The following is a 24,906-nucleotide window of genomic DNA, read 5'->3' on the forward strand; positions in this document are numbered from 1 at the left end:
GATAATAGCGCTCAGTCGGCAACGCGTTGCCAACTGATGCGAGCGGGTTTGCGCCAATCGGCATGGGCCGCGGCGCGACCCGTGTACCATTTCGCTTTTCCCGATCTCTGAAGACTGCCTCGTGACAACGCAACAACTCCCCGCCTCCGCTCGCAAATCCCTGACTCTGCTGCAACTTCTGGGTGTGGTCGCCGCCGCCGGCCTGATCGCCGACATCGTGCTGAACCTGTTCATCTAACGCCGTCATGTATAAAAAGGGCGTAGCACTGGAACTGCAGTTTTCCCCGGAACGACTCAACGACGGCGCGGGCGACCCATACTGGATCGACCTGACGCAAGACGAAGCACAACGCCTGCTGGAACGGTTGCAAGCGCGCCTCGCCGGCCACGGCGCGAGCACTGACGCGCCGCTCGTCGTTAGCCTTGACGAGACGGCGGACTCGCAACCGCGCGGCACGCCGAACCCCCCGGCCGCGAATGTGAATGTCGCCGATGCCGCCAATGCCGCCAATGCCGCCAATGCCGCCAATGCATCAGCCGCCGACGACCTGAAGCAGTGGGTGTGCGTGATCTGCGGCTGGATCTACGACGAGGCCGCCGGCTTGCCGGAGGAGGGCATCGCGCCGGGCACGCGCTGGGCCGACGTTCCCGCCGACTGGCGTTGCCCGCTGTGCGACGTGGGCAAGGAAGACTTCGCGCTGGTGGAGTTCTAGGCGTCCGGGTAATCGGCGCCTACGGTAGTGGCTTCCCACGCATCGAAGTCGCCGCGCATGAAGTCCAGCTTCTTGCGCGCGAGTTCCAGTGCTGTCTTGCCGAGCAGCAAGCGCAGAGGCGGCTTGTCCGAGAGCGCGGCGTCGACGATCGCCTGCGCCGCGCGTACCGGATCACCCGCCTGCTTGCCGCTGCGCGCCTCCGTCTGCTTGCGCCGCTCGCCGGCCGTGGCCGCATAGTCGTCGATGACGGTGGCAGATTGCTTGATCGACGGGCCGGCCCAGTTGGTGCGGAACGGGCCGGGCTCCACGATGAGCACGCCGATGCCGAGCGGCGCGACTTCGGTGGCAAGCGATTCGGACAAGCCTTCCACCGCGTATTTCGTCGCGTGGTAATAACCGGTTGCCGCAAAGCTAGTGAGCCCGCCGATAGACGACACATTCACGATGAGGCCGCTACGTTGCTCGCGCATGATCGGTAATACGGCCTTCGTGATGTCGACCAGACCGAACACGTTGGTCTCGAACATGGCTCGCACTTCGCGATCTTCGCCTTCTTCAATTGCGGCGAGATAACCGTAGCCGGCGTTATTGACGAGCGCGTCGATGCGCCCAAAGCGCTGCTTCGCCTCTGCGACGACGTTGGCGGTCTGCGCGCGATTCGTCACGTCGAGTGGCAAAACGAGCGCGCGTTCGCCATGCGGCTCGGCAATGTCTTTCACTTTGGATACGTCACGCGCGGTGACTACAGCGCGCCAGCCGCGCTCGAGCACCAGTTTTGCGAGTTCGCGGCCAAAGCCGGTTGAACAGCCGGTAATCAGCCAGACGGGATTGTCTCGATTCATCATGTGGGATAGCTCCTGTTGATGGTCTGCGACATTGCCTCGTGCTTTCGTTTTGATTAACGCATTGAATGTTGTGTGCGCCAGGCAGGGGGCTCCAATTGTAGTCGCAGTGCAGCGGCCTCGCTTGCAGCGCCTCGACGAACGCGCGAGCCAGGCGATGCCAAGCCGAGGGTCCCGCTGCATCGTGCGCACGCGCAACGGCGACGGTGCCAGCGCGTCAGTCGTCTTACCGCCCTTGCACCGTACGCGTGTACGACGCGAGCATCGTTGCAAGTTCCTGCGCGGCGGGTGTGAGTGGAATGGCTGCACGTTGCAGCAGGCAGACGGTCTGCTCGATCGCGCGTTCGCGAACTTCGATGGTGGCGAGCGCGTCGGCAAACGGCCCCTGCTTCGCGACAACCGACGATTCCAGCGACAGGCAATCCGTCGCGCCCACCAGGTGCAGTGTTTCGTACAGACCTTCCACCGTCGCGACAATCCTCGGCGGCGGCAGGCCGTGGCTTGCGAACAGATGAATCAGCCGATGCGCAGGCGGATCGCCAGTGACGTTCGGCGAGCGCGTTGCGATCCAGGTGCAATCGGCAAGCTCGGCGAGCGAGCGCGCTCGCGCTTTCGGATGACCCTTGCGGCAGACAATTACCGGGTCCGACGGATAAAGCGGCACGACGGAAAGATCGGCGGTGTCCGTGTGCTTCGCAACGAGCGCAATGGCAAAGTCCAGCGTGCCTTCACGAATCCACGAAATCATCATGCGCGATGTGCCGGCGCGCAGATGCAGCGCGACTCGCTCGAAGCGCGCGCGAAACTCCATCAGCACGGGTGCGAGCGCATTGACTAGCGGCTCGGTGGTCATGCCGAACGTGACCTCGCCTGCATATTCGCCGCGCAATTGCTGCACCTCCTGCTCGGCGCGTTCGCATTCGCCAATAATCGCGCCGGCCCGCTGCAACAGCCGCTGGCCCAGCGCGGTCAGCGCAATGCCGCGATTGGTGCGAATGAACAATGTCGCCCCCAACATTGACTCGAGGTTCTGCAACTGCTGCGTGATGCCGCTTTGCGCGATGCCGAGAGCGCGTGACGCGGCGCGCAGACTGCCATGTTCGGCCACCGCCTTGAAGGCTCGCAGTTGGGAGATTGTCAACGCCATGGGAGCGTCCGTGTCGTGGTCGGCGGAATGGGGCTTGGCTGCCGCGTCAGGGCCGGCGATCGGCAAAAGCGATCATGATAGTCCGAACATGACTATTGCGGAGCACGCCGCGAGCATACGATGGGCTCGCTGCATTCCGTCCACATCGAAAAGATTCCGCTCTCATGAAACTCCCGCTGATGATCCTGAGCGCTGCGCTGACATTCAGCAGCGGCGCGTTTGCCGCTGAGTCCGACACGTTGCGCCTCGGCATCGACCCGAGCTATCCGCCCATGGACTCGAAGGCGCCCGACGGCAGCCTTAAAGGCTTCGACGTCGACCTCGGCAATGAAATCTGCCGCCGCATTCGCGCGCGTTGCCAATGGGTCGAGCTCGAATTTTCGGGGATGATCCCCGCGCTTCAGGCACGCAAGATCGACGCGATTCTTTCCTCGATGGCAATTACGCAAAAGCGCGAGCAGCAGATTCTTTTCACGTCGAAACTCTTCCAGTTCAAATCGCGGCTGATCGCGCGACAAGGCTCGCCGCTCGCTGCAGGGCTCCAGGCGCTGTCGGGCAAACAGATCGGCGTGCAATCGGGCACCCAGTTCGAAGGCTATGCGCTGAAGAACTGGGCGCCGCTCGGCGCGCACGTCGTCGCGTACAAGAGCCAGGATGAGGTGTTCGCCGACTTGCAGAATGGACGCCTTGACGGCGCGCTGCTCGGCTCCGTGGAAGCGGATTTCGGCTTTCTGCGCACGCCGGCCGGTAAGGGTTTTGCGTTTGTCGGCGAGCCGCTTTCGATGGGCGACCGCGGCACGGGCATAGGCTTGCGCAAGGACGAGACGGCGGTGCAGGCGTCGATGAACGCCGCGATTGCCGCGATGCTGAAAGACGGCACATACGCGCAGATCGCAAAGAAGTACTTCGACTTCGACCCATACGGCAATTGATGCCCGCGCTTGGGGCTCACCAACCACACGCTCTTCTGTCATGAACAGGCAATCGCATCCGCTTCTTTCGCCGGCTATCGGCACACATCGCGAACTCGTGTCATTTCACTTCGGCCCGGCCCGCAGCAGAGAAAAGATCTATATCCAGGCCTCGCTGCACGCCGACGAAACGCCTGCCATGCTGACCACGCTCCTGCTCAAGCGCCGTTTGCTCGAACTCGAAAGGCAAGGCGCGCTGAATGCAGAGGTGGTGCTCGTTCCCGTCGCCAACCCTGTCGGACTCGCGCAATACGTGCTCGGACAGTTTGTCGGGCGCTTCGATCTGGCAAGCGGCAAGAACTTCAACCGCCATTTCTTCCAGTTTCCGAAACTGGTCGCGCAGGCTCGCGAAGCGTTAGGTCCGAACCCGGCGGAAAACGTGCGGATCATTCGCCGGCTGATTGCGGAGGAACTTGCCGCGCACAAGCCGTTGAGCGAATTCGAGTCGTTGCAGTTGTCGCTGCTCAAGCTTTCGTTCGACGCCGACGTGGTGATCGACCTGCATTGTTCGCTCGAAGCCGCGATGCATCTCTATACGAGCGAGGCGGCGTGGCCGCAGTTCGAACCGTTGGCGCGTTATCTCGGCGCACAGGCGTCGCTGCTCGCAACGAATTCCGGCGGCGAGGCGTTCGACGAAACACACAGCCTGCTCTGGTGGCGGTTGCAGCAGGATATACCGGCCGACAAGCCGGTGCCGAACGGCGCCATTGCGGTGACGGTGGAATGCCGCGGCCAGCGCGACGTTTCATACGAAGCAGCGCAGCAGGACGCCGACGCGATCCTCGATTACCTTGCGTGGCGCAAGGCCGTGGCACTGGAAGCGAAGCCGTTGCCGCCGTTACCGACGGCCGCCACGCCGCTTGCCGGCAGCGAACAGTTTTACGCGCCCGTGAGCGGCATTCTCGTGCATCGCGCGACGATTGGCGACAAGATCAGCGTCGGGCAGCCGCTGTTCGATATCGTCGATCCGTTGACGGACGAAACCACCACGCTGACCAGCAACACAGAAGGCGTGTTCTACATGCGCCGCGCTATCCGCTTCGTCACGGCAGGTGCGCCGCTCGGCCGTGTGACTGGCGCACGGCCTTTCAGGACAGGAGTGTTGCTGGGCGCGTAACGTCGCGCTCATCAAGTCGCACAGCATGAAAATGTTGCGCACGACCGAAGTTCCAGCCAGACGCGCCGATACCGCGCGTCTGACCGAAGCCTCACATTTCCTGCCTCAGTTCGCCACCAGCACCGGCGCAATAGCAGCCGGATCGCTGATGCTCGGTCTGCCATTCTCCACATGGCCCGCCATGCGGCGCGAGAAGCTGTCGTCGTCGTTGCTCGTCACGGTCAAGTCGTACCAGTGGTGGCTCGACGCGAGCACCCATGCTTCCTCGATATGCGCGCCGGCCGGCACGATCACCGGACGCGCGCGGGCACCATACGCGTTGTCGGTCACCGTCAGGCGCGCGAGACTTCCGCCCTTGTTGCTGAACTTGAGGAACACGTTGCCATTGGCGACGTCGTATTGGACCTTCACTTCAGGCTGCGCTGGCTTATCCTGGCGGTGCCCGCCCACGGTTTGCGCGAGCTGCGTTGCAGCTTGCGCCGCGGCTTGCGTGTTACCCGCGAATTTGCGCACGAAGCCATTCGGGCCGAATACTTCGAATGCGTAGACACCGTTGGTCAGCGTCAGATCGAATGACTCTTCAAGCGACTTGCCGGCTTCCACGGTGTAACGCCACGGGCCATCCGTGCGGTTTGCCGAGTACACATAGAAGTGCGCGCCCTGTGTGCCGGTATTGCCGAACGAGATCTCGAAGGTGTTCTGCTTCGGGTTTGCGTGGCCGTTCACATGCAGTTCGTACGGCAAGGCGCGTGCGAAACGGATACCGCTTTCCTGCGGATCGATCGTGCCCGGCGTCGCGGGAACGGTGGGCTTGGGCTGCGTGGCGCACTGGTTGTCGGCAATGCTCTTGTAGTTGCTCGTGTCCGGCAGGGGCGGGATTCGCGAATCGGGCGTGCGGAAGTCGAACGCCGTGGTCAGATCGCCGCACACGGCGCGGCGCCATGCGGTGATGTTCGGCTCCACCACGCCAAAGCGCGCTTCGATGAAGCGGATCACCGACGTATGATCGAACACCTGCGAGCATACGAAGCCGCCCTTGCTCCACGGCGAGACGATGGTCATCGGCACGCGTGGGCCGAGGCCGTATGGCAGACCGTCGGCCGTATATTTGCCGCCGCGCCCCGGGTTCACCACGTTGTGTATTTCGCCTTCCGTGCTGACCGTGGACTTGCCTTGCGCGGCCGTGGTGGCGGGCTGCGGCGGCACGATGTGGTCGAAGAAGCCGTCGTTCTCGTCGTACATGATGAAGAGCACGGTCTTGCTCCACACCTCCGGGTTGGAGGTCAACGCGTCGAGAATCTGCGACGTGTATTCGGCACCGTAAGCGGGCGTGTATTGCGGATGCTCCGAGTATGCGGCGGGCGGGCACAGCCACGACACTTGCGGCAAGCGGTTCGCGAGTACGTCGGCCTTGAGGTCGTCGATAGTGCGCACCGTTTGCGCGCGTTCATACAACGGCGAGCCCGGCTGCGCGTTGATGAAGTTCGTGAAGTTCTGCAGGATGTTAGTGCCGTAGTTGCCGTTCAGCGGATCGGCGCCCGTCAGCCCTTGCTGGTAGATCTGCCATGAAATGCCGGCTGCTTGCAGGCGCTCGGGATACGTCGTCCACGAAAGCAACTGGTAGTTCGGCGGGCCGTCGCCGTCCACCCAATCGTTGTTGTCGAGCAGCGGGCCGCCGAACTTGCCGGTCGGGTCCACGGTGCCGGTCATGAGGTACGAGCGGTTCGGGTGCGTCGGGCCCGGCAGCGAGCAGAAATACGCGTCGCAAACGGTGAATGCGTCGGCGAGCGCATAGTGGAACGGAATGTCGCTGCGCAGGTGATAGCCCATCGTCATGTCGGTCTTGTTGGCCGGCCACTGGTCGTAGCGACCGCCGTCTATCGCGGCGTGCGTCTTGTACCAGCTGTGATCGAGGTCGCCCACGCATTGCGCGCTGGTGGTCGAGGTATCCAGGTGAAACGGCAGCACCGGCTTGGTCGGGTCCGCCTTCGACGGCTGATACCACACCGGCTTGCCGCCAGGCAGCGGAATCGGGAAGCGGTCGTTGTAGCCGCGCACGCCGCGCATATGGCCGAAGTAGTGATCGAACGAGCGGTTTTCCTGCATGAACACGACAATGTGCTCGACGTCGCGAATGGTACCGGTGCGCGAGAATGCGGGAACGGCCAACGCATTGCGAATGGACTCGGGCAGCGCGGTAAGCGCGGCGGCAGCACCCGCGGATGAAGCCACGGTCTGCAGGAAACGGCGACGGCTATTTGATGTCATGGAATATCACCTTCTGCGGGGGGAAGAATAGCGCGCCTCGCGCGCCGGTGGAATCGGTCAGTTGCTGCTCGCGCTGTCGCCGGGTGCGTAACGCATGACGGGCGCCACTTGCTGGCTGTCCGCAGCCAGGCTGGCTTGCATGTTTTGCGCGATAGCGTCAGAGGCGAGAGCGGGGTTGGCGGCGAGCGCCGCGCTTGAGTCGGGCATCGCGGCGGCAGACAAAGCGGGTGAGCGTGCCGTGTCGAAGGCTGTGCGACTTTCGCCGTCATTCGAAGAGGCCGACGCTGCGGACGAAGACGCAGTGGAGGACGTAGAGTCGTCCGCACCGCAGCCGCCTAGCGTGAAGGTTGCGAGCGCAACGAACATGACGACGAGGAGACGTTTTTCTCTGCTCATGTCTGCATCCTGTTTCGTGAAAGCGGATGCAGTCTCCAACCCTTTCAAGAAATAATTGTGAAACGTTTGCGAGTGGAAAAAACGACTTGCGTTTGTGAGTTGTTCGAAAGGATCTGGAAAGTGATAAGTAGGAGAATGGACACAACAGCGCCTTCTTTCGCACCATTGCTCACGCCATGACACATATCGAACGACCTTTCGACATGACGCGCCTCGAAGACGAATGGCTGGAAGCAGACGGCCTGGGTGGCTTTGCGTCGGGCACCGTGGGCACGTTGCGCACGCGCCGCTATCACGCCCTGCTGCTCGCGGCCACGCGTCCGCCGGCGGGCCGCATGGTGCTTGTCAATGGTGTGGAGGCGTGGCTCGAAGCGGATAGCGAGCGTTATCGACTGAGCATGCAACGCTATGAGCCCGACGTGCCGTACCCGGATGTCACGGCGAACCTGCTCGAGTTCACCACCGAGCCGTGGCCCACGTGGCGCTTTCAGTTCAATGCGCAAACGCTCGTCACGGCGGAAGTATTCGTGAGCAAGGCGACATGCGAAACGGTATTGCGCTGGCGGCGGGAACCTGTGCCCGAGGTGTCGCCAGGTTCATCGCCATCTGGCGCGCTTACGTTGAAAGTCAGGCCCTTGCTGTCAGGCCGCGACTATCACGCGCTGCATCACGAGAACGCCACATTCAACTTCACCGCGCAGATCAGCAGCGACGCCTGTTGCGCGAGTTGGCAACCGTACGGCAACGTGCCGCGCATTTATGCCGCGACCAACGGCAGCTATATGCACGCGCCCGACTGGTATCGCAACTTCAGCTACGTTCGGGAGCGTGAACGCGGCCTTGACTTCAGCGAGGACCTCGCGACGCCCGGCGTGTTCAGCTTCGATCTGGCAAATGCGGGAGCCGAAGCCGTGATGATTCTGAGCGCATCCGATACCACGTCCGCCAACACTGCTGCCGCAAGCCGCGCTGCAACGCTCGCGCAAACCGAACAGCAGCGCAGAACTGCATTCGGCTCGCGCCTGCAACGTTCCGCCGATGCCTATGTCGTGCAGCGCAACGAGGGCCGCACGATACTCGCGGGTTTTCCATGGTTCACGGATTGGGGCCGCGACACGTTCATTGCAATGCGCGGCTTGCTGATCGCCACTGGCCGGCTGGACGCCGCCGAAGCGATCTTGCTCGAATGGTCCGGCACCTTGTCCGAGGGCATGCTGCCGAACCGTTTTCCCGATTACGGCGACACGCCCGAATACAACTCCGTGGATGCAGCGCTGTGGTTCATCGTTGCCGTGCACGACTACCTCGCAACGGGCCATGCGGGCGCTGCAACGAAGGCGCGCCTTCAGGCAGCCGGCTACGCCATTCTCGCAGGCTACACGCAAGGCACGCGCTATAACATCAAGGCATCCGCGGACGACGGCTTGCTTTGCGCGGGCGTCCCCGGCATGCAGCTCACGTGGATGGACGCAAAGGTCGGCGAGTGGGTCGTGACGCCGCGCATCGGCAAGCCGGTGGAAGTGCAGGCATTGTGGATCAACGCATTGCGCATTGCAGCAACGTGGAACGCCCAATGGCAGCAACCGGCCGAGCGCGCGTTGCAGGCGTTTCAGGCGCGTTTCGTCGATCCTTCGACGCAAGCGCTTTTCGACAACATCGACGTGGATCACGTGAGCGGCGCGGTGGACCGCTCGATTCGTCCGAACCAGATATTCGCGATCGGCGGCCTGCCGTTCTCCTTGCTCGAAGGCGCGGCGGCGCGCGCAGTGGTGGACCAGGTCGAAACGCATTTGCTGACGCCGCTCGGTTTGCGCACCCTCGCGCCCACGGACCCCGCTTATCGCGGCCGCTATAGCGGCGCGCCCTACGAACGCGACGGCGCCTATCATCAGGGAACGGTGTGGCCGTGGCTGCTCGGCCCGTTTGTCGAAGCCTGGCTGCGGGTGCGCGGCAATGCAGAAGAGGCCCGCCAGCAAGCCAGAATCCGTTTTCTAGATCCGCTTTACACGCATCTCGATCACGCCGGGCTCGACCACATTTCCGAAATCGCGGACGGCGACGCACCGCACGCGCCCGCCGGCACGCCGTTCCAGGCGTGGTCGCTAGGCGAACTGCTGCGCGTCGAGCAATTGCTTGCACGGTTGGATCGCAACATCGCGTAAACCGCGCTACGATGTGTGTCCCACCGCCAAGCCCGACGCAAGGAAGCTGTCATGCCACCGCTGCGCGCTGCGAATCTGTTCGCCACCACTGAGGGTTCACGTCTGCATTCGGCGGATTGTGCTCACTGGCAGCGCTGGGGACCGTACCTCAGCGAACGTCAGTGGGGCACGGTGCGCGAGGACTACAGCGCGAACGGTACCGCCTGGGAGTACTTTCCGCACGACCACGCGCGCAGCCGCGCATACCGCTGGGGCGAAGACGGCATTGCCGGTTTCGGCGACGACACGCTGAGCTGGTGCGTGTCGCTTGCGCTATGGAACCGCAAGGACCCCATCCTCAAAGAGCGGCTCTTTGGTCTCACGAATGCGCAGGGCAATCACGGCGAGGACGTGAAGGAGTTGTACTTCTATCTCGACGGCACGCCCACGCATTCGTACATGCGCATGCTCTACAAGTATCCGCAGGCCGCTTATCCGTATCAGGACCTGATCGAGGAAAACGCGCGGCGCGGCGGCGACATGCCGGAGTACGAAATTCTCGATACCGGCGTGTTCGACGATCTGCGCTACTTCGACGTACAGGTCGAATATGCGAAGCACGCGCCCGACGACATCGTGATGCGCGTGACAATCGAGAATCGCGCGGACGAGTCCGCGTCGCTCGATGTGCTGCCGCAAATCTGGGCGCGCAATTCGTGGTCGTGGAAAGAGAACCTCGACAAGCCGTCGCTGGTCGCGAGTACCGACCATGACGGCAACGCGCAATTGACCGGACATCAGCATGGACATGCGCCGATTGTCGTGACGGCCTGGTCGAACGACGCGCCGCAGGTTGCGTGGCTTTTCTGCGAGAACGACACGAACGTAAAGCGCCTGTACGGCATGGAAGCGCAAGGGCCCTTCAAGGACGGCTTTAACGATTACCTCGTGCATGGCGATGAACAAGCGGTGCGTCGCGACCGCGGCACGAAGGCGGGCGCGCATGCGGCGATTGAACTTGGCCCGCATGGACGCGCGGTGGTGTACATGCGCTGGCGTCCCGAGGCGAGTCCCGACGAAGTACCGCTCGGCGCCGACGCGCTCTTTGCCAAGCGAATCGCTGAAGCCGACGAATTCTACGGCGCGCTGCAACGCGACATGGACGACCCGGACGCGCGCCTCGTGCAGCGCCAGGCGCTCGCGGGCATGCTGTGGTCCAAGCAGTACTACCGGTACGACGTGCACCGCTGGATAGAAGGCGACCCGTTGCAGCCCGAGCCGCCCGCCGCGCGCAAACGTGGCCGCAACGCGGACTGGATGCACCTGTGCAACGCGGACATCGTGTCGATGCCGGACAAGTGGGAATACCCGTGGTACGCGTCGTGGGATCTCGCGTTTCATGCGGCGGCGTTCGCATTGATCGACCCTGCGTTTGCGAAACGTCAATTGCTGCTGCTGGTGAAGGACCGCTATCAGCATCCGAATGGGCAGTTGCCGGCGTACGAATGGGCGCTCGGCGACGCCAACCCGCCGGTGCACGCCTGGGCCGCGTGGCGCGTGTACGAGATCGACCGCGCACTCACCGGCAAGCCTGATCGCGACTTTCTCGAGCTTATTTTTCACAAGCTGCTGCTCAACTTCTCCTGGTGGGTGAACCGCAAGGACGCGGACGGCCGCAATATTTTTCAGGGCGGCTTTCTCGGCCTCGACAACGTAGGCATTTTCGATCGTTCGTCGCCGCTGCCTACCGGCGGGCATATCGATCAGGCGGACGGTACAGCTTGGATGGCCGCCTACGCGCTCGACCTCATGCGTATCGCGCTTGAACTGGCGTATGCGAACCACGTGTTCGTCGATATCGGCGTGAAGTTTTTCGAGCACTTCCTGTATATCGCGCAAGCTGTGAGTTGCGACGACGGCTGCGACACCGGACTATGGGACAGCGAAGACGAATTCTTCTACGACAAGCTGCGCCTGCCCGACGGCACCAGTGTGCCCATGCGCGTGCGCTCGATTGTCGGGCTCATTCCGCTGTTCGCCGTGCATGTGCTGGAAGAGCGCCTGCATGGCGAATTGCCCGGATTGCGCGATCGGCTCATGTGGTTCCTCAAGCATCGGCCAGACCTTGCGAAGCTGGTCTCGCGCTGGAACGAACCCGGCAAGGGCAACGCACTGCTGCTGTCCGTGTTGCGCGGACATCGGATGAAGGCGCTGTTGCGGCGTGCGCTCGACGAAAGCGAGTTTCTCTCCGACCACGGCGTGCGCGCCCTGTCGCGCAGTCACCGCGATCATCCGTTTGTGTTCAATCACAACGGCAACAGCTTCACCGTCGCCTATCTGCCGGCGGAGTCGGACACCCGCGTGTTCGGCGGCAATTCGAACTGGCGCGGCCCGGTGTGGATGCCCGTCAACTATCTGTTGATCGAGTCGCTGTATGAATTCCACCGCTATTACGGCGACGCATTCCGCGTCGAATATCCGACAGGCTCGGGACAGAAATTCTCGCTGTGCGAAATTGCCGATGAACTCGCGCGCCGCGCCACGACGCTGTTTCTGAAGGACAAGAATGGCGAGCGCCCTGTAATGGGCGCCTATCCCTTGCTGCAAGCCGACCCGCGTTCAAGCGATCTGATCCTGTTCCACGAATACTTTCACGGCGACAACGGACGCGGCGTGGGCGCCTCGCATCAAACGGGCTGGACGGGGCTTGTCGCATTACTGCTGCAACCACGCGAGATGGCCGCGTCAGGCAGCGTGCCGCTTGCGGGCGAGCCGGGGCGCGCGCCGATCCCAATGGCCCCGTCCAGTCCGGCGCCGCGCACTGAGGCCGCGCCCGAGGCCACCCCCGAGGCCACCCCCGAGCCAGCGGCTGAGCACGAAGCGGCCTCGGCGTTGGCAAGTAGTCCGGTGAAATAGCGCTGTGTGGTGGTTGAACTGTGTGGGTGCGGGCGTGGTCTTTCCAGTATTGCCACGTCCGTTTCATTGGCGCTTCCAAGTGAATCCCATGTCGACTACACCGAACTCTCAAGCCGCTCATGCTTCGAACACAGACGCTAACAGCAATCTTGACGCAGCGCGCAGTTGCAAAGTGAGCGCGAGTGCTCACGGCGCGCCGGCGTCGCCCGCGGGCAAACGGCCTGCGCCGCCATGTACGCTGGTTATTTTCGGCGCGGGCGGCGACCTGACAAAACGCCTTCTCATGCCCGCGCTCTACAACCTCGCGGTGGACGGCCTGCTGGACGACGGCATGCAGATTGTCGGCGTGAATCACGGCGAGCGCGAAACCAACGCGTGGGTCGAAGACCTGCACCAGTCGCTGCAAAAATTCGCTGCCGACAAAGCCAGCACCTTCCACGCCGGTAAGCTCGACGACAACGCGTGGGAGTGGGTCGCGCAACGTCTCGAGTACATGGCCGGCGACTTTGAGACGCCGGACACGTTTGCGCGTCTTACGGACAAGCTCGCTCAGGCGCCCGGCGGCAACGTGATTTTCTATCTGGCGGTCGGCTCACGCTTCTTCAAACCGATCGTCGGGCATCTCGGCGAGTCGGGCTTGCTGAAGGAGGGCGGTGGCTTTCGCCGCATCGTGATCGAAAAGCCGTTCGGCAACGACCTCGCATCGGCGCGCGATCTGAACGCGCACATTCTTTCGTACGCGCAGGAATCGCAGGTCTATCGCATCGATCATTTTCTCGGCAAGGACACGGTGCAGAGCATTCTCGCCGTGCGCTTCGCAAACGCACTATTCGAGCCTGTGTGGCGGCGCGAATATATCGACAGCGTGCAGATCACGGCGGCCGAAACCATTGGCGTTGAAGGGCGCGGCAAGTTCTACGAGCAGACCGGCGCGTTCCGCGACATGGTGCCGAACCACCTGTTCCAGTTGCTCGGCATGGTCGCGATGGAGCCGCCCAACTCGTTCGACGCGGAGGCCGTGCGCGATAAGAAAGCGGAGATTTTCGACGCCATCTTGCCGCTTACAGCTGATGACGTCGTATTCGGCCAATACGAACAGGGCCCTGCAGGCGTGGCTTATCGCGATGAGCCCGATGTCGCGCCCGACAGCAGCACGGAAACGTATGCCGCTGCACGCGTATTCATCGAAAACTGGCGCTGGGCGGGGGTGCCTTTCTACTTGCGCACGGGCAAGCGGCTCGCCGCGCGGCGCACGGAAATTTCGGTGCAGCTCAAGCCTGTGCCGTTCCGGCTGTTTCGCGATACGCCGGTCGGCGCACTCACGCCCAATGTGCTGACTTTGCGCATCGATCCCGCGCATGGCACGAGCTTCGATTTCAACGTCAAAACGCCGGGCCCGGTGATGCAGGTCGGCCCGGTGCAGTCTTCATTCGACTATGGCGATTTCTTCGCCGAGCGGGCGAACGTCGGCTATGAAACGCTGCTGTACGACTGCATGCTCGGGGACGAGACACTGTTCCAGCGCGCCGACAGCATAGAAGCGGGCTGGTGCGCGGTTGACGGAGTGCTGCACCCCAAAACCGGCGGCGCGCTTGCGGTGCACGGCTATGCAGCGGGCAGCGCAGGGCCCGCCGAAGCAGATGCGCTGCTCGCACGCGACGGGCGCGCATGGCGGCCGCTGACCACAGCCGCAGTCGAGAACAAGTGACAGCCCTGAGCATAACCACACCAACGGGGGTAACCGTGGCGACATCCAAAGATAAGGCAGCAACCAGCAACGAAAGGATTCTTGCAATCGACGTGGGCGGCACTGGCCTGAAGGCCGCCATCATCAATGCAAACGGCGAGATGCAAACCGAGCGCGTGCGGGTGGCCACGCCGCACCCTTGCACGCCGGAGCAACTGGTCGACGCGTTGGCCACGCTGGTCGAGCCGCTCATAGCGAAGGCGCCCGCGCAGTTGATGTCGATCGGCTTTCCCGGCGTGGTGCGCGACAACCGCATTCTGACGGCGCCGCACTTCGGCGTGGAAGGCTGGCGCAACTTTGCGCTTGCCGACCTGCTCGCGCAAAAACTCGGCGGCGTGCCGGTACGCATGATCAACGACGCGGAAATGCAGGGCTTCGCCGCGATAGAAGGCAAGGGCATTGAATTTGTGCTCACGCTCGGCACGGGCGCGGGAACGGCGCTCTTTCGCGACGGCGAGCTGATGCCTCACCTTGAACTCGCGCATCATCCGGTCAGCAAGAAAGGCGTGGCTTACGACGAGTACATCGGCGAAGCGGCGCGCGAGAAAGCCGGGAATAAGCGCTGGAACCGGCGTGTTCACAAGGTAATCGGCATTCTCGAATCGCTCGTGAATTACGACCGGCTGTGGATTGGCGGCGGCAACGCGGCGCGCCTCAAATTCGAGTTGCCCGCGAACGTGACAACCGTTTCGAACGACGCGGGCATTCAAGGCGGGGCGCGGCTGTGGCATCCGCGGTCGGTGCGCGAAACGCGGCAGTTGCCCGAAGCCAATGCACGCACGGGCAAGTTCAGGTAGACCTCGCGTGGCAGCGATAGCTGGAGCAAATTACATGAGTGGAACGGCTTACCTTGGAGCTGCACGGCGCGTTGCCTGTGTGGCGGCGTTGCTCGCGCTCGGCGTGGCGCAGGCGCATGCTGCTGAGGCATTTGCCCTGACTTCGCCTGGTCTGTCCGACGGCGGCACGCTTGAATCGACGCACGCGGCCAGTGCCAACAACTGCGGCGGCGGCAACGTGTCGCCCGCGCTGCAATGGCGCAACGTGCCCGCGGGTACGAGGAGCTTCGCCGTGACGATGTTCGATCCCGACGGCGCCAAAGGGCTGGGCATCGTGCATTGGGTGCTGTATGGCATTGGCCCTTCGGTTACCGCAATGGAGGCGGGTGCTGCGCCGCCTGCCGGCAGTGTCGCAGGGACCAACCGGACGGGCGGCCCCGGCTATTACGGTCCGTGTCCGCCGGTCGGCGACGTGCCGCATCACTACCTCGCGCAGGTGTATGCGCTCGATCTCGCGCCGAACGCCTTACCGGCCGGCCTCACCCGGGACGCGTTGCTTGCCGCCATGAAGGACCATGTGGTTGCGGCCGCCAGCACGGTGCTCAGATACGGGCGATGAGCGCGGCAGGTTGCGTCGCGCCCGCTCGCCTCGCACGGCGGCGCCGCGATCAGCGCGCCGCGTCGCCCCAGCGGTATTCGACACTGGCTTCGTCGAGCTGCTTTTTCAGGTCGGCGTCCAGTTCGAGTTCGCATGCCGCGAGCGTGTCGCTCAATTGCTCGGCGCGGCTCGCGCCAATAATCGCCGACGTGACAACCGGATTGGCGAGCACCCACGCGAGCGACACTCGCGTGAGCGACTCGCCGGTCGGCGCGACAACCGCTTTCAGACGCTCGATGGTCTCGAACTCGCGTTGATGCCAGTAACGCTCCTGGTACATCGAGCCCGCCGTGCCGACGCTCTCAGTGAAGCGGCCCGACGTGGGCGTTGCATCGAGCTTGTGCTTGCCGGTCAGCAGGCCGCCGGCCAACGGGTTATACGGCATCACGGCGAGTTGCTCTTCGGCGGCGAGAGGCAGCAGTTCGCGTTCGATCTGGCGGAACAGCAGGTTATAGCGCGGCTGCACCGACACGAAGCGCGCCACGCGCAACACGTCCGCGCGGCCAAGCGCACGCGCGAGCCGATATGCCAGAAAATTCGACACGCCGATATAGCGCGCCTTGCCCGAGCGCACGATCACGTCCAGCGCTTCGAGCATTTCGTCGAGCGGGGTGTTCGCATCGTCGGAGTGAAGTTGATAGAGGTCCACGTAGTCGGTGCCAAGACGCTGCAGCGAGGCGTCGATCGCATCCAGCAGATGCTTGCGCGACGCGCCCTGGTCCCATGCGTTCGGGCCCATTTTGCCCACTGCCTTGGTCGCCAGAATGAAGCGGTCGCGCTTGCCCTTCAGCCAGCGCCCGACGATTTCCTCGGTGCGTCCCGCGTTTTCTTCGCCGCCGCCGAGCGGATAGACGTTAGCCGTATCAATGAAATTCACGCCGGCATCTGCGGCGGTGTCGAGAATGCGGCGCGAAGCGTCTTCTTCGGTTTGCAGACCAAAGGTCATGGTGCCAAGACACAAGCGCGAAACGGTCAGGCCCGTGCGGCCGAATTTGCGGTATTGCATGCTCAACTCCGGAATTGGACAAAACGATTGCAATGGAACGCCGTGCGAAAAGCGTGCAAAGAGGATAAACGCAAAACGGGAGTCGCGTTCGCGGGCGGGGCAATGCGCATTCAAATCGTAAGCTGCATGCTTGCGCGCGTGCACAGCGCCGCTCGCGCTAGAATCGTTGCAGTCCATTCGTCTGCCGCTCATGCGCAATTCCCACGATGACAGAGCCGATGCACGAAGCCCCACCTCACGCGGCCAATCCGGTCGACGCCGCACTGCTCACGCGCCGCTCGGTGCGCGCGTTTCTACGCACGCCGGTGCCGCGCGCCGACATCGAGGCGATTCTCGAAGTGGCAAGCCGCGCGCCGTCGGGCACCAACACACAGCCGTGGAAGGTGTATGTGCTGACAGGCAGGGCACTCGCGCGTTTGTCCGAAGCGTTGCTCGCGGCGTATGACGATCCGCAGCGCGACGAGCTTTATCGCGAGGAGTATGCGTACTATCCACGCGACTGGGTGTCGCCGTATATCGACCGTCGACGCAAGATTGGCTGGGACCTGTATGGCCTGCTGGGTATCGGCAAAGGCGACAAGGCGCGCATGCATGAGCAGCACGCGCAGAACTATCGCTTCTTCGGCGCGCCGGTGGGTCTGCTCTTCACCATCGACCGGGTGATGGAACGCGGCAGCTGGCTTGACTACGGCATGTTTTTGCAAGCCATCATGACCGCGGCGCGCGGGCGCGGCCTCGATACCTGTCCGCAGGCCGCGTTCACGCCGTTTCATCAGATGATCGCGGCGCAGCTCGGGCTGCCGCCCGAAGAGCAACTGGTGTGCGGCATGTCGCTCGGTTTCGCGGACGAAAGCGCGCCGGTCAACGCGCTTCGCACCGAGCGCGAGCCGGTTGAACGATTCACGCGATTTCTCGATTGAGCGGTCGCCAGTCGGCGCTCGTGGTGGAGCGCATGTCCCCCAATTTGCATCGGAGAAAAACAATGAAAACGTCGCGCCGCCATTTTCTATTGATGAGCGTGAGCGCCGGCTCGTCGCTCGTGCTTTCACGCACGGCATTCGCCGCCGGCGCGAACAAGCTCAGCGAAACGGATCCGCAAGCTCGGGCGCTCGGCTATACGGAAGACGCGGCGAAGGTCGACAAGGCCAAATATCCGCAGTACAAGGCGGACCAGAAGTGCAGTACCTGTTCGCTGTTCCAGGGTAGCGCGACCGATGCGTACGGCGGCTGCACGCTGTTTGGCGACAAACAGGTTGCGGCGCGCGGATGGTGCAGTTCGTACACGAACATGTGAGCGGCGCGGCCGCGCATTGGTCAGATCAACGCGTCGAGCACAAGCTCGTGCGAGCGGCCAATCCATATCGCGGCGTCGCGATGATCGCGCAACGCGTCGCCGGTGTTGGGATGCACGAAGATGTCGAGCGCACCGTGGTTGAGCGTGAGCCATGCAAGCAGATCGCCGAACTGCTCATGCGCGAACGCTAACTGATACGACCACATAGGATGCGGCCCCACCGGACGCTCGTGGAAGCGACCCATTTGCAGCTTGCCTTGCCAGTGGGCTTCTATTTGTTCGCGCAAAGCCCACGCGGGCTCGCGCGTCGTCGCATCGAAATAGACATGCGCGTGCCAGCTGTGAATGGCTGAAGTGTGACGAGGAGTCATGCTGGGTTCGTGATGAGTCAGTCGTAATCCGCCAATTATTCTGCTCCGGTTTCCGCCGACACGCGCCGCGGCGCGCGCGTCATGTGAAACTCTCTTTCATCTTCGCGCGTCATTGCGAAGCCGAGTCGCTCATAAAGGCGCCGCGCCGGATTGCCTTTGAGCACCTTGAGCGTGACAGGCAATCCAGCAGCGTCGGCCGCGTGCAGCACCGTGCGCAGCGCGTGCTCGCCGATGCCGTGCCCTTGCAGTGCGGGCGCGATCTGCAATTGAACGACCAGCCATTCAGTATCAGTGCGATGCGCTTTGAGCAAACCGGCACGCGTTCCGTCGACACATATCACGCGCGCCGCGTCGTAACGGTGCAGCACGCGTGCGCGATGCGCGGCGTCGTCCGTGGGTTCGCCGACGCGCGCGAGGTGCTCGGTCATCGTCGCCTTGCGCAGTTCGAAGAGGAACGCTTCGTCTTCGGCGGTGGCGGGGCGCAACGTTATAGCAGGGTCGGCATCGGACATGTCCAGGCGCTCTCGGGCGCGCGGCCCGTTAGTAAGAATGGGCGTGAATTGTCACGCCGGCAGCGCTTTTTTACCATGCATCGGCATTTGAGCGGTTGGGCCTGCACAGTGACTGGACCCGCCTCGTGGCTCATATCGCTGCCCGAGGTCGCGCCGTCGGCCGCGGTTTTTCCGCGGTGCATCAGGCGCCGCCGGTGCTTGCCGCATGCGTACGGCATTGCCAGTGCCTTTTATTGCGCGCGGCCGAGGCCGAGCGCAGTGCATTTTGGGTCTATTGGCATGTGCCTTGCTTTTGTCGTACCCGCGAATCGATACGCGCGCAGGTCCAAGACCTCGCAGCGCGACACGCCGAAACGCCGCCGAACGGTAGCCAGTGCTACAGAACGATACCAACGGCGCCAACTGGCCCACGACGAACAATGCTGAATACGAAACCACACATTCTGACGCGCGCAATAGACGGCGACGTGACAACGCTTGTGTTCTATCCCGACACAGGCTGTCTGCGTTTCACCGATTCGCGCGGTGTGGTCAGCCACGAATTGCGACCGCCGCATTCCTGGTTTGCAATTGCGTCCGCGTCGCGCGGAGTGCGCGGCGGGACACACGCAATGTCCGCTAGCTTGAGTACGCTGTTGCATGACTTCTGTGTGAAACGTTCGCGCGCGTCTAGTGACGCGCCGCGCGTGCCGACGCTCGCGCACGCGCGTGCGTTTTCGTCGCCGGTGGGCGTCGTGAATTCGCCGGCGTCGCCGCCGATGAATTCGTCGACGGGTTCATCCAGTCACGCAGACATGCACGCGTTCCCACGTTCGCTTACGATGGATGTAATGGCCGCGCAGTAGCCGATTCATCAGCGGAAAGCGCCATGCTGGCTTGTTTGTCTATTCAGTTTTGTTCGGTGTCGTTCGTTGATGAGGGCGGACGGCATAACCAACTTTGCGAGGTGGGCCATGGAGATTATCGAGCTTGAACCCAGCGTCTCGGCAGACGGGCGCGCGGTGATTTTCCAGCTTTCGGCGCGAGGACGGGACCTCGAATGCGCCGTCACGCGTGAAGCGCTGGAGCAGCACTTCTGGCTGCAACGCGGCGCAGCGGAAGACCGCATGCTGAAGACATTCGCCGATGGCCGCAAACGCATTACCGCCGTGGCCGAAAGAAAGATGCTCGCCCGGCCGGGCGAAAAAGTCCTGCTGACCATCAGCGACTTTGCGGCGCGCTAATGTTCGTCACTGCACGCGCACGCACCGTCGGCATGACGTTGCGTGCGTTTTCGTTGTGTCGTCTCCGGTTGCGTTGAGTTCGCGCAGCGGCGCGCCGTTGCGGTAGTCGTCGCGCCTACACGAAGTCGCGTTAGCATTATTCCTCTCGCGGTTCCTCACCTGCAGTGCTCTCCCACATGCGTCCCCGATTGTTACGCCCATTCGTCAAACAGGCGTCGCAAATCCCTTCCTTTTGCCCAATTGCCTGAGCGGTCGCTCGCATAAACTGTTTTCCATGGAGCGACAAAACACCGAGCCCATCGATGCGGTCTTCCCCCCGCGTCGTTTTGAACCGTACCGTTGATGGCAGTTCGCCGCGGTGGTCAACGCGGCAGTGCAGTGAGCAATACGAAGTAGAAGCAACGCAATTGGCGCAGTAGCAAGTCAGGCAGCAAATCGTTTTTCGCAGTTTTGCCGTACTAGTAGTGGTTGAACCCAGCAGAATGGGTGTTTGCGGTAGAGGTAGTAGCGGTGGCGGTAGCAGTGGCAGTAGCAGTAGCAGTAGCAGTAGTGGTGGTTGTAGTTGTAATCGCAGTACCAGTACCAGCAGTCATGGCAGTAGTAACCGCAATCGCAGTATCAGTTGACATCGCAACCAAAGTCTTCGCAGTGGCAGTAAAGCTTGCAACACACTTTTTTCGCAGCAGCAGCAATACCAGAAGCAGCAACAGCTCTAACAGTTTCGATGGTCACAGGTCGGCGAGCATCCACGCGCGAGCACGACTCTTCCATCCTGTCCGGCCCTGTTCTCTCGCGGGAACAGGGCTTTTTTTTCGTCTATGTCGTGGACGCCCGGGAATTTCCGCGTTTAAGCCGGTCTTAATAAAGGCTTGCCATCATGCTTACACAGACTCACATTAGAGGCTGTCGAGCCGCCGGCGCATCGGCGGCATTCGTCGCCGGAAAATCGTACCGATCTGGCGATGAAGCCGAGAGTTAGCGAAGGAGGTTGAACGTATGTCCAGTAAATCGCGAGTCCGCAAACACAATCGGCCGGCCATGTCGCCGCTGCTGCGTGCGCTGACCCATAGCCGTACCGCACACGAGCCGGTCACCGCCACGTTGATCCTGCAGTGCTATGCGGCGCTCGACGCATTCCGGCGCGGCCACGGCTCACGGGATCTGCACATGACGCTGAGCAGACATTTGCTGGTGTCGCAGGAACTCGCGCGTCTGGGCCTGGGCGAAGACGCACTCGACGATATTCAGCGCGGGCATGCTGCGATGGTTCATCTGGATCAACGCGAGCAGCGGACCGGCGCGTGGACGCTGAGCGACGACGAATACGCCAGCCTATGCACGGCTGTGGCGATTCTCGACGGACAATTCGCGGTTGCGTCGTTGAGCGAGATTGCAAGCGCGCAGGCGCGCATGATCGAAGGCTTGATGCGCTCTGCGCGCACCAACGCGCTGGCCGACGCGGTGCTGTGACGCCCGCATCGGCTTGAGATGATCACACGCCCCGCATGGGGCGTGTTTAACGCGGCGGTTAATCGTTGTACTGCGTGACGGCGTAGTATCCGATGCCCTGTTGACTGCTGCCGAGTTCCACCACGCGCGACGCACCTGAGGTCAACGCGGGGAACGGGCAATTGGTGCATGTCTGCGCACCGAATGAATCAATGCCCGCGCTCACCGTTGTCTGATATTGACCAAGCGTCGTGTTGTTCGGTTTGCCGACTGCAAAGCCGTCTATCTCCCCATTCACACCCGCCAGCGTCAGCCCCGACGCCTGAATTCGCACCGAGTTCACCGGATAAGCCACGTCCTGTCCATTGACGAGGCTCGACCAGCTCACGCTCATCGCGTACTGAATGCCGGCGAGCGATCCGCGAGGCGTGAGAAATTGCGTCGCGAAGTCCGGCAGCAAGGTCGGCCATGCTACGGTTGCGCCCGCCGCCGCGCCGAGCGGGCTGCCCGGATTGATCACCTGCGACTGGCCGAGCTTCGCGCCGTTGCTGTCGTACAACGTGACCGTGTAGGTTGCAAAGAGCGGAACCTTGCTGACATCGACAGCCTGCGCGGCGTACACGCCGCTCGAAGCGGGCGGCGCGAAGCTCGCCGTCGAAGACAACGATTGCCACGACCAGCGATACATGGATGTGTCGCTTGCGCTCATTGCGGGCGCGACCGGGGCGGCGCTCAATGCGGCATCGGCAAGAGCCAGCGTGCTATTGCCCGCGGCGGCACGCGGCAGCAGCCAGACTGGCGCGGCGAGGCCCGGACCGCTGACGGACGCGGAGTAAACACCCGGGTTCGTCGAAGTGGGAATCGTGATGTCGAGCCCGGACTCGTAGCGGTTCACGTCGTTAAGCCGCGTATCGAGAAACGTCGTGCGCTGCATTCGCGAATTGATCGACACCGCAAATTGCGACTGATTGCCGATCAGGTTCCAGCCAAGCTGCGTGCCGTTGGCGAGCGTCACCGGCGCTGTCATTTGTTGCGCGATGCTGTACACAGCGGTTGCGGTGCCGTCGGCGAGCGTAAGGGGAATCTGCACGAGCGCCTGTTGCTTGCCGTTGCGCGTGAAGAAGGCAAGGGTTTTCGGCGAGGCAAAGCGCGCGCCGGTCAGCAATGCGTCGGACAAGCCGTGGCCGACTGCGAAGTCGCTTGAACCGTTGTCCAGATAAGTCGCGTCGATGGCCGGCGAGCACGACGTATTCAGCGCGCCCGTCGCGGCGCACGCGGTTAGCAGCGACGCGAGCGGCTCGAGATAATTTGCCGCGACGGAGGGCGCGGCGAGTTTCGTCGACTGTCCCGTCTGCCTGTTCAACGCGATTGTGGCGCCGGGCGCGGCATTCGACGCGAGCAACAGGCCACCGTTCGCGCCAGGAACCAGCAACAGCGTGTCGATGACCGCATCCGCTCCTGTGTGATTCGGTGCGAACGCCGTGCCGACAGGATTGAAACCGGCCGCCTGAAGGCCGTTTTGCGTGAGCACGTCGGCGAGTATTGCGTCGAGCGTGATGATCGCAATCTGAACCGACGACAGCGTGACTTTTGCGAGCGCCATGCTCGACGCGAGATCGGATGGATTACCCGAGGCCGTCAACATGGCGGCAATTGCGGTGGTCAGCGTGGTGATGTTGGCGACGGCGGGCGCCGTTCCGCTGGGCAACTTCGCGAGCACGGACACGAGCGGGCGGGAGAGGCCGCTCGCGTCCGTTGCGGTGAGCAGGAACGGCGCGGTCATGCCTTTGATGGCGAGCGTGTAGGCGCCCTGGGCGTCGGTGGTTGCGGTGGCCTGCGCGCCGGTGGCGTCCATCAAGGTGACGCTCGCGCCGATCCACGGGCTGCCGCTCGCCACCGTGCCGGTCACGGAGCCTGGCGTCGCGGTCTGCGTGCTGGACGAGCCGGACCCCGAGCCTGAGCCGCCGCCGCCGCAACCGCCCAATTGGAGCAAAGCAATAGTCACGGCGGCCGCAATGGCGTTGCGTGCTGACAGTCGATGCATGTATTTCCCCGATGGTGTGATTTGTTTTGCTTTGAAACCGGCTGCTTATGTCGGCATCAGTTTTCGATTCGCCGCCGTCGCGTTAAATCGTAAAACGCTGGTCTCTTTTCTCGCAGATTAATGGCCGGCATTATCGCGGCTGTCAGCGCGTGGGGAGAATACTTCAATCTGCGCCATCGTGCCGCGCGTCAGGTGCAAATTCGCGCGCTGCGAAGCGCTTACGAGTCTTCGTAAGACCGCGCGGCGAGGCGCGCAGTAATCGCCGACGCAGGTTTACCGGAACGATCCGCGCTTGTTAGACTGGCTTCTCGCGTTCATGCTGGGCGCCATTAATCTTGTTGCACGACTGCCGGGCTGCCGGTCCGCAGCGTAATAACTGGAGACACCATGTCTTATATGCTGCTGATCGTCGAGCCCCCGGAACAACGCGCCGAACGCGGCGAGGCCAAGGGCCGCGAAGTGTACGACCAGATGCTTCGCTTCGCCGCCGACCTCAAGGAGCGCGGCAAACTGCTCGCGGCCGAAGCACTCACTTCCTCGAGCGACGCCGTGCGCGTCCAGGTCCGCGGCGGCCAGCCAAAGCTGCTCGACGGACCCTTCGCAGAAGCAAAGGAAATGATCGGCGGCTTCTACCTGCTGAACACCGAGTCACGCGAAGAGGCCGTGGCGATAGCACAAGCCTGTCCGGCGGCGACATGGTGCACAGTCGAGGTACGCAAGCTCGGCCCGTGCTTCATGTAGGCGAGCGAATCTTTTTGCTCGGGGTTTTCCCCAGGCGGTGCGACGTATTTGTCGAATCGCTGCTGCATTGCCCGTCGTGTGAGTAAGAGCGGCCAACCTGCCGCGCTCAACCTCACTTCTCACGACAAACGGAGTAACGGCGATGCGATTCATGATCCTGGTCAAAGCGACTGCCGCAAGCGAAGCCGGCGAAATGCCCGAAGCGTCCCTAATGGCGGCAATGGGCGCCTACCACGAAGAACTTGCCAAGGCCGGTGTGCTGCTCGACGCCACCGGTTTGCAGCCAACCTCGAAAGGCTGGCGCATTCGCTACAGCGGCGGCCAGCGCACGGTGATTGACGGCCCGTTTGCCGAAACCAAAGAACTGATTGCCGGTTACACGCTTATCCAGGTGCGTTCGCGCGAAGAAGCAATGGAATGGGCGCGGCGTTTTCCGGCGCCGTCCGGCGAACACGTCGACGGCGAAATCGAAGTGAGGCAGCTCTACGAACTGGAGGACTTTGAGCCGAGTCCGGAACTCGAGCGTTTCCGCGAGCTTGAGGCGGGCCGTCGCTGATTTGCCGTCAACCGATTA

General features: G+C 62.7%; 24 protein-coding genes. 16 read left to right on the top strand and 8 right to left on the bottom strand.

The annotated features are described in order from the left end of the window. The first annotated feature begins 245 nt into the window (after nucleotides 1-245). Nucleotides 246-713, top strand: coding sequence for a rubredoxin (locus JNB89_RS31320; protein WP_223216831.1), 468 nt, complete (start codon nucleotides 246-248; stop codon nucleotides 711-713). Here the strand turns inward: JNB89_RS31320 and JNB89_RS23125 are convergent. Together JNB89_RS23125 and JNB89_RS23130 are read right to left on the bottom strand one after the other, a co-directional pair. Then, complete coding sequence (locus JNB89_RS23125; protein WP_220363722.1) at nucleotides 710-1,558, bottom strand: oxidoreductase; 849 nt, start codon at nucleotides 1,556-1,558, stop codon at nucleotides 710-712. The two genes, JNB89_RS31320 and JNB89_RS23125, sit on opposite strands and share 4 nt — an antisense overlap. A 223-nt stretch (nucleotides 1,559-1,781) precedes the next feature. Then, nucleotides 1,782-2,702 carry a LysR substrate-binding domain-containing protein gene (locus JNB89_RS23130; RefSeq protein ID WP_220363723.1) on the bottom strand — a complete coding sequence of 307 codons (921 nt, stop codon included), beginning with the start codon at nucleotides 2,700-2,702 and terminating at the stop codon, nucleotides 1,782-1,784. Between the two features lie 164 nt (nucleotides 2,703-2,866). Here JNB89_RS23130 and JNB89_RS23135 point away from each other — a divergent pair, with 164 nt between their 5' ends. Next, nucleotides 2,867-3,634, top strand: coding sequence for a transporter substrate-binding domain-containing protein (locus JNB89_RS23135; protein ID WP_220363724.1), 768 nt, complete (start codon nucleotides 2,867-2,869; stop codon nucleotides 3,632-3,634). A gap of 40 nt (nucleotides 3,635-3,674) precedes the next feature. After that, entirely contained in the window at nucleotides 3,675-4,790 is a 1,116-nt protein-coding gene (locus JNB89_RS23140) for a succinylglutamate desuccinylase/aspartoacylase family protein (RefSeq protein WP_220363725.1), read from the top strand. A 105-nt stretch (nucleotides 4,791-4,895) separates the two neighbouring features. On the opposite strand, the gene JNB89_RS23145 is transcribed toward JNB89_RS23140, so the two are convergent. After that, on the bottom strand, nucleotides 4,896-7,058 hold the full coding sequence (locus JNB89_RS23145) for a phosphocholine-specific phospholipase C (RefSeq protein ID WP_220363726.1): 2,163 nt from the start codon (nucleotides 7,056-7,058) through the stop codon (nucleotides 4,896-4,898). Nucleotides 7,059-7,115: 57 nt separating this feature from the next. After that, on the bottom strand, nucleotides 7,116-7,454 hold the full coding sequence (locus JNB89_RS23150; RefSeq protein ID WP_220363727.1) for a hypothetical protein: 339 nt from the start codon (nucleotides 7,452-7,454) through the stop codon (nucleotides 7,116-7,118). Nucleotides 7,455-7,630: 176 nt separating this feature from the next. On the opposite strand from JNB89_RS23150, the gene JNB89_RS23155 reads away from it, so the two are divergent. The 5 genes from JNB89_RS23155 to JNB89_RS23175 all read left to right on the top strand — a co-directional run bounded on the left by JNB89_RS23155 (nucleotide 7,631) and on the right by JNB89_RS23175 (nucleotide 15,653). Further along, nucleotides 7,631-9,616: an amylo-alpha-1,6-glucosidase gene (locus JNB89_RS23155; protein ID WP_220363728.1), complete on the top strand. Its 1,986-nt coding sequence runs from the start codon at nucleotides 7,631-7,633 to the stop codon at nucleotides 9,614-9,616. A 51-nt stretch (nucleotides 9,617-9,667) separates the two neighbouring features. Then, nucleotides 9,668-12,511 (top strand): MGH1-like glycoside hydrolase domain-containing protein, encoded by a 2,844-nt coding sequence (locus JNB89_RS23160; protein WP_220363729.1) that lies wholly within the window; start codon nucleotides 9,668-9,670, stop codon nucleotides 12,509-12,511. A gap of 88 nt (nucleotides 12,512-12,599) precedes the next feature. Continuing rightward, a complete protein-coding gene (gene zwf, locus JNB89_RS23165; protein ID WP_220363730.1) occupies nucleotides 12,600-14,219 on the top strand; it encodes a glucose-6-phosphate dehydrogenase in 1,620 nt (539 codons plus the stop codon). Between the two features lie 35 nt (nucleotides 14,220-14,254). Further along, entirely contained in the window at nucleotides 14,255-15,055 is an 801-nt protein-coding gene (locus JNB89_RS23170) for an ROK family protein (protein ID WP_220363731.1), read from the top strand. Between the two features lie 34 nt (nucleotides 15,056-15,089). Then, entirely contained in the window at nucleotides 15,090-15,653 is a 564-nt protein-coding gene (locus JNB89_RS23175) for a YbhB/YbcL family Raf kinase inhibitor-like protein (protein WP_220363732.1), read from the top strand. A gap of 49 nt (nucleotides 15,654-15,702) precedes the next feature. Here JNB89_RS23175 and JNB89_RS23180 read toward each other — a convergent pair whose 3' ends face one another. Further along, complete coding sequence (locus JNB89_RS23180; RefSeq protein ID WP_220363733.1) at nucleotides 15,703-16,698, bottom strand: aldo/keto reductase; 996 nt, start codon at nucleotides 16,696-16,698, stop codon at nucleotides 15,703-15,705. Between the two features lie 206 nt (nucleotides 16,699-16,904). On the opposite strand from JNB89_RS23180, the gene JNB89_RS23185 reads away from it, so the two are divergent. Both JNB89_RS23185 and JNB89_RS23190 read left to right on the top strand, forming a co-directional pair. Next, nucleotides 16,905-17,618, top strand: a complete 714-nt coding sequence (locus tag JNB89_RS23185) for a nitroreductase (protein WP_220363734.1) — start codon at nucleotides 16,905-16,907, stop codon at nucleotides 17,616-17,618. Nucleotides 17,619-17,680: 62 nt separating this feature from the next. Then, nucleotides 17,681-17,992, top strand: a complete 312-nt coding sequence (locus JNB89_RS23190) for a high-potential iron-sulfur protein (protein WP_135890936.1) — start codon at nucleotides 17,681-17,683, stop codon at nucleotides 17,990-17,992. A 20-nt stretch (nucleotides 17,993-18,012) separates the two neighbouring features. On the opposite strand, the gene JNB89_RS23195 is transcribed toward JNB89_RS23190, so the two are convergent. Together JNB89_RS23195 and JNB89_RS23200 are read right to left on the bottom strand one after the other, a co-directional pair. Beyond that, nucleotides 18,013-18,363, bottom strand: coding sequence for a DOPA 4,5-dioxygenase family protein (locus tag JNB89_RS23195; protein ID WP_135890937.1), 351 nt, complete (start codon nucleotides 18,361-18,363; stop codon nucleotides 18,013-18,015). 35 nt (nucleotides 18,364-18,398) lie between these two features. Further along, the gene (locus JNB89_RS23200) at nucleotides 18,399-18,875 is read right to left on the bottom strand and encodes a GNAT family N-acetyltransferase (protein ID WP_220363735.1); all 477 of its coding nucleotides are present in this window, start codon (nucleotides 18,873-18,875) and stop codon (nucleotides 18,399-18,401) included. A 611-nt stretch (nucleotides 18,876-19,486) separates the two neighbouring features. Between JNB89_RS23200 and JNB89_RS31145 the strand changes: the two genes are divergently transcribed. The 3 genes from JNB89_RS31145 to JNB89_RS23215 all read left to right on the top strand — a co-directional run bounded on the left by JNB89_RS31145 (nucleotide 19,487) and on the right by JNB89_RS23215 (nucleotide 21,568). Further along, nucleotides 19,487-19,720, top strand: a complete 234-nt coding sequence (locus JNB89_RS31145) for a hypothetical protein (protein WP_223216834.1) — start codon at nucleotides 19,487-19,489, stop codon at nucleotides 19,718-19,720. A gap of 108 nt (nucleotides 19,721-19,828) precedes the next feature. Next, nucleotides 19,829-20,098, top strand: a complete 270-nt coding sequence (locus JNB89_RS23210) for a DUF1488 domain-containing protein (protein ID WP_013342254.1) — start codon at nucleotides 19,829-19,831, stop codon at nucleotides 20,096-20,098. A 996-nt stretch (nucleotides 20,099-21,094) separates the two neighbouring features. After that, nucleotides 21,095-21,568, top strand: a complete 474-nt coding sequence (locus tag JNB89_RS23215) for a hypothetical protein (protein WP_013342255.1) — start codon at nucleotides 21,095-21,097, stop codon at nucleotides 21,566-21,568. A 58-nt stretch (nucleotides 21,569-21,626) separates the two neighbouring features. On the opposite strand, the gene JNB89_RS23220 is transcribed toward JNB89_RS23215, so the two are convergent. Beyond that, complete coding sequence (locus JNB89_RS23220; RefSeq protein WP_223216839.1) at nucleotides 21,627-23,402, bottom strand: hypothetical protein; 1,776 nt, start codon at nucleotides 23,400-23,402, stop codon at nucleotides 21,627-21,629. On the opposite strand from JNB89_RS23220, the gene JNB89_RS31150 reads away from it, so the two are divergent. The 3 genes from JNB89_RS31150 to JNB89_RS23230 all read left to right on the top strand — a co-directional run bounded on the left by JNB89_RS31150 (nucleotide 23,392) and on the right by JNB89_RS23230 (nucleotide 24,888). After that, complete coding sequence (locus JNB89_RS31150; RefSeq protein ID WP_223216835.1) at nucleotides 23,392-23,712, top strand: hypothetical protein; 321 nt, start codon at nucleotides 23,392-23,394, stop codon at nucleotides 23,710-23,712. The genes JNB89_RS23220 and JNB89_RS31150 overlap by 11 nt on opposite strands. Before the next feature lie 266 nt (nucleotides 23,713-23,978). Beyond that, nucleotides 23,979-24,332, top strand: coding sequence for a YciI family protein (locus JNB89_RS23225; RefSeq protein ID WP_013342257.1), 354 nt, complete (start codon nucleotides 23,979-23,981; stop codon nucleotides 24,330-24,332). A 142-nt stretch (nucleotides 24,333-24,474) separates the two neighbouring features. After that, nucleotides 24,475-24,888, top strand: coding sequence for a YciI family protein (locus JNB89_RS23230; RefSeq protein ID WP_220363738.1), 414 nt, complete (start codon nucleotides 24,475-24,477; stop codon nucleotides 24,886-24,888). Nucleotides 24,889-24,906 lie beyond the last annotated feature (18 nt).

Source organism: Paraburkholderia phenoliruptrix, assembly GCF_019511605.1.
Lineage (GTDB): Bacteria > Pseudomonadota > Gammaproteobacteria > Burkholderiales > Burkholderiaceae > Paraburkholderia > Paraburkholderia phenoliruptrix_A.

Coding starts and splice junctions, on each gene's coding strand:
- JNB89_RS23135 (WP_220363724.1), top strand. CDS start 2,867: ATGAAACTCCCGCTGATGATCCTGAGCGCTGCGCTGACATTCAGCAGC.
- JNB89_RS23210 (WP_013342254.1), top strand. CDS start 19,829: ATGGAGATTATCGAGCTTGAACCCAGCGTCTCGGCAGACGGGCGCGCG.
- JNB89_RS23145 (WP_220363726.1), bottom strand. CDS start 7,058: ATGACATCAAATAGCCGTCGCCGTTTCCTGCAGACCGTGGCTTCATCC.
- JNB89_RS23220 (WP_223216839.1), bottom strand. CDS start 23,402: ATGGACGCCACCGGCGCGCAGGCCACCGCAACCACCGACGCCCAGGGC.
- JNB89_RS23175 (WP_220363732.1), top strand. CDS start 15,090: ATGAGTGGAACGGCTTACCTTGGAGCTGCACGGCGCGTTGCCTGTGTG.
- JNB89_RS23180 (WP_220363733.1), bottom strand. CDS start 16,698: ATGCAATACCGCAAATTCGGCCGCACGGGCCTGACCGTTTCGCGCTTG.
- JNB89_RS23125 (WP_220363722.1), bottom strand. CDS start 1,558: ATGATGAATCGAGACAATCCCGTCTGGCTGATTACCGGCTGTTCAACC.
- zwf (WP_220363730.1), top strand. CDS start 12,600: ATGTCGACTACACCGAACTCTCAAGCCGCTCATGCTTCGAACACAGAC.
- JNB89_RS23185 (WP_220363734.1), top strand. CDS start 16,905: ATGACAGAGCCGATGCACGAAGCCCCACCTCACGCGGCCAATCCGGTC.
- JNB89_RS23215 (WP_013342255.1), top strand. CDS start 21,095: ATGTCCAGTAAATCGCGAGTCCGCAAACACAATCGGCCGGCCATGTCG.
- JNB89_RS23150 (WP_220363727.1), bottom strand. CDS start 7,454: ATGAGCAGAGAAAAACGTCTCCTCGTCGTCATGTTCGTTGCGCTCGCA.
- JNB89_RS23195 (WP_135890937.1), bottom strand. CDS start 18,363: ATGACTCCTCGTCACACTTCAGCCATTCACAGCTGGCACGCGCATGTC.
- JNB89_RS23190 (WP_135890936.1), top strand. CDS start 17,681: ATGAAAACGTCGCGCCGCCATTTTCTATTGATGAGCGTGAGCGCCGGC.
- JNB89_RS31320 (WP_223216831.1), top strand. CDS start 246: ATGTATAAAAAGGGCGTAGCACTGGAACTGCAGTTTTCCCCGGAACGA.
- JNB89_RS31145 (WP_223216834.1), top strand. CDS start 19,487: ATGTCCGCTAGCTTGAGTACGCTGTTGCATGACTTCTGTGTGAAACGT.
- JNB89_RS23140 (WP_220363725.1), top strand. CDS start 3,675: ATGAACAGGCAATCGCATCCGCTTCTTTCGCCGGCTATCGGCACACAT.
- JNB89_RS23200 (WP_220363735.1), bottom strand. CDS start 18,875: ATGTCCGATGCCGACCCTGCTATAACGTTGCGCCCCGCCACCGCCGAA.
- JNB89_RS23130 (WP_220363723.1), bottom strand. CDS start 2,702: ATGGCGTTGACAATCTCCCAACTGCGAGCCTTCAAGGCGGTGGCCGAA.
- JNB89_RS23225 (WP_013342257.1), top strand. CDS start 23,979: ATGTCTTATATGCTGCTGATCGTCGAGCCCCCGGAACAACGCGCCGAA.
- JNB89_RS23230 (WP_220363738.1), top strand. CDS start 24,475: ATGCGATTCATGATCCTGGTCAAAGCGACTGCCGCAAGCGAAGCCGGC.
- JNB89_RS23155 (WP_220363728.1), top strand. CDS start 7,631: ATGACACATATCGAACGACCTTTCGACATGACGCGCCTCGAAGACGAA.
- JNB89_RS23160 (WP_220363729.1), top strand. CDS start 9,668: ATGCCACCGCTGCGCGCTGCGAATCTGTTCGCCACCACTGAGGGTTCA.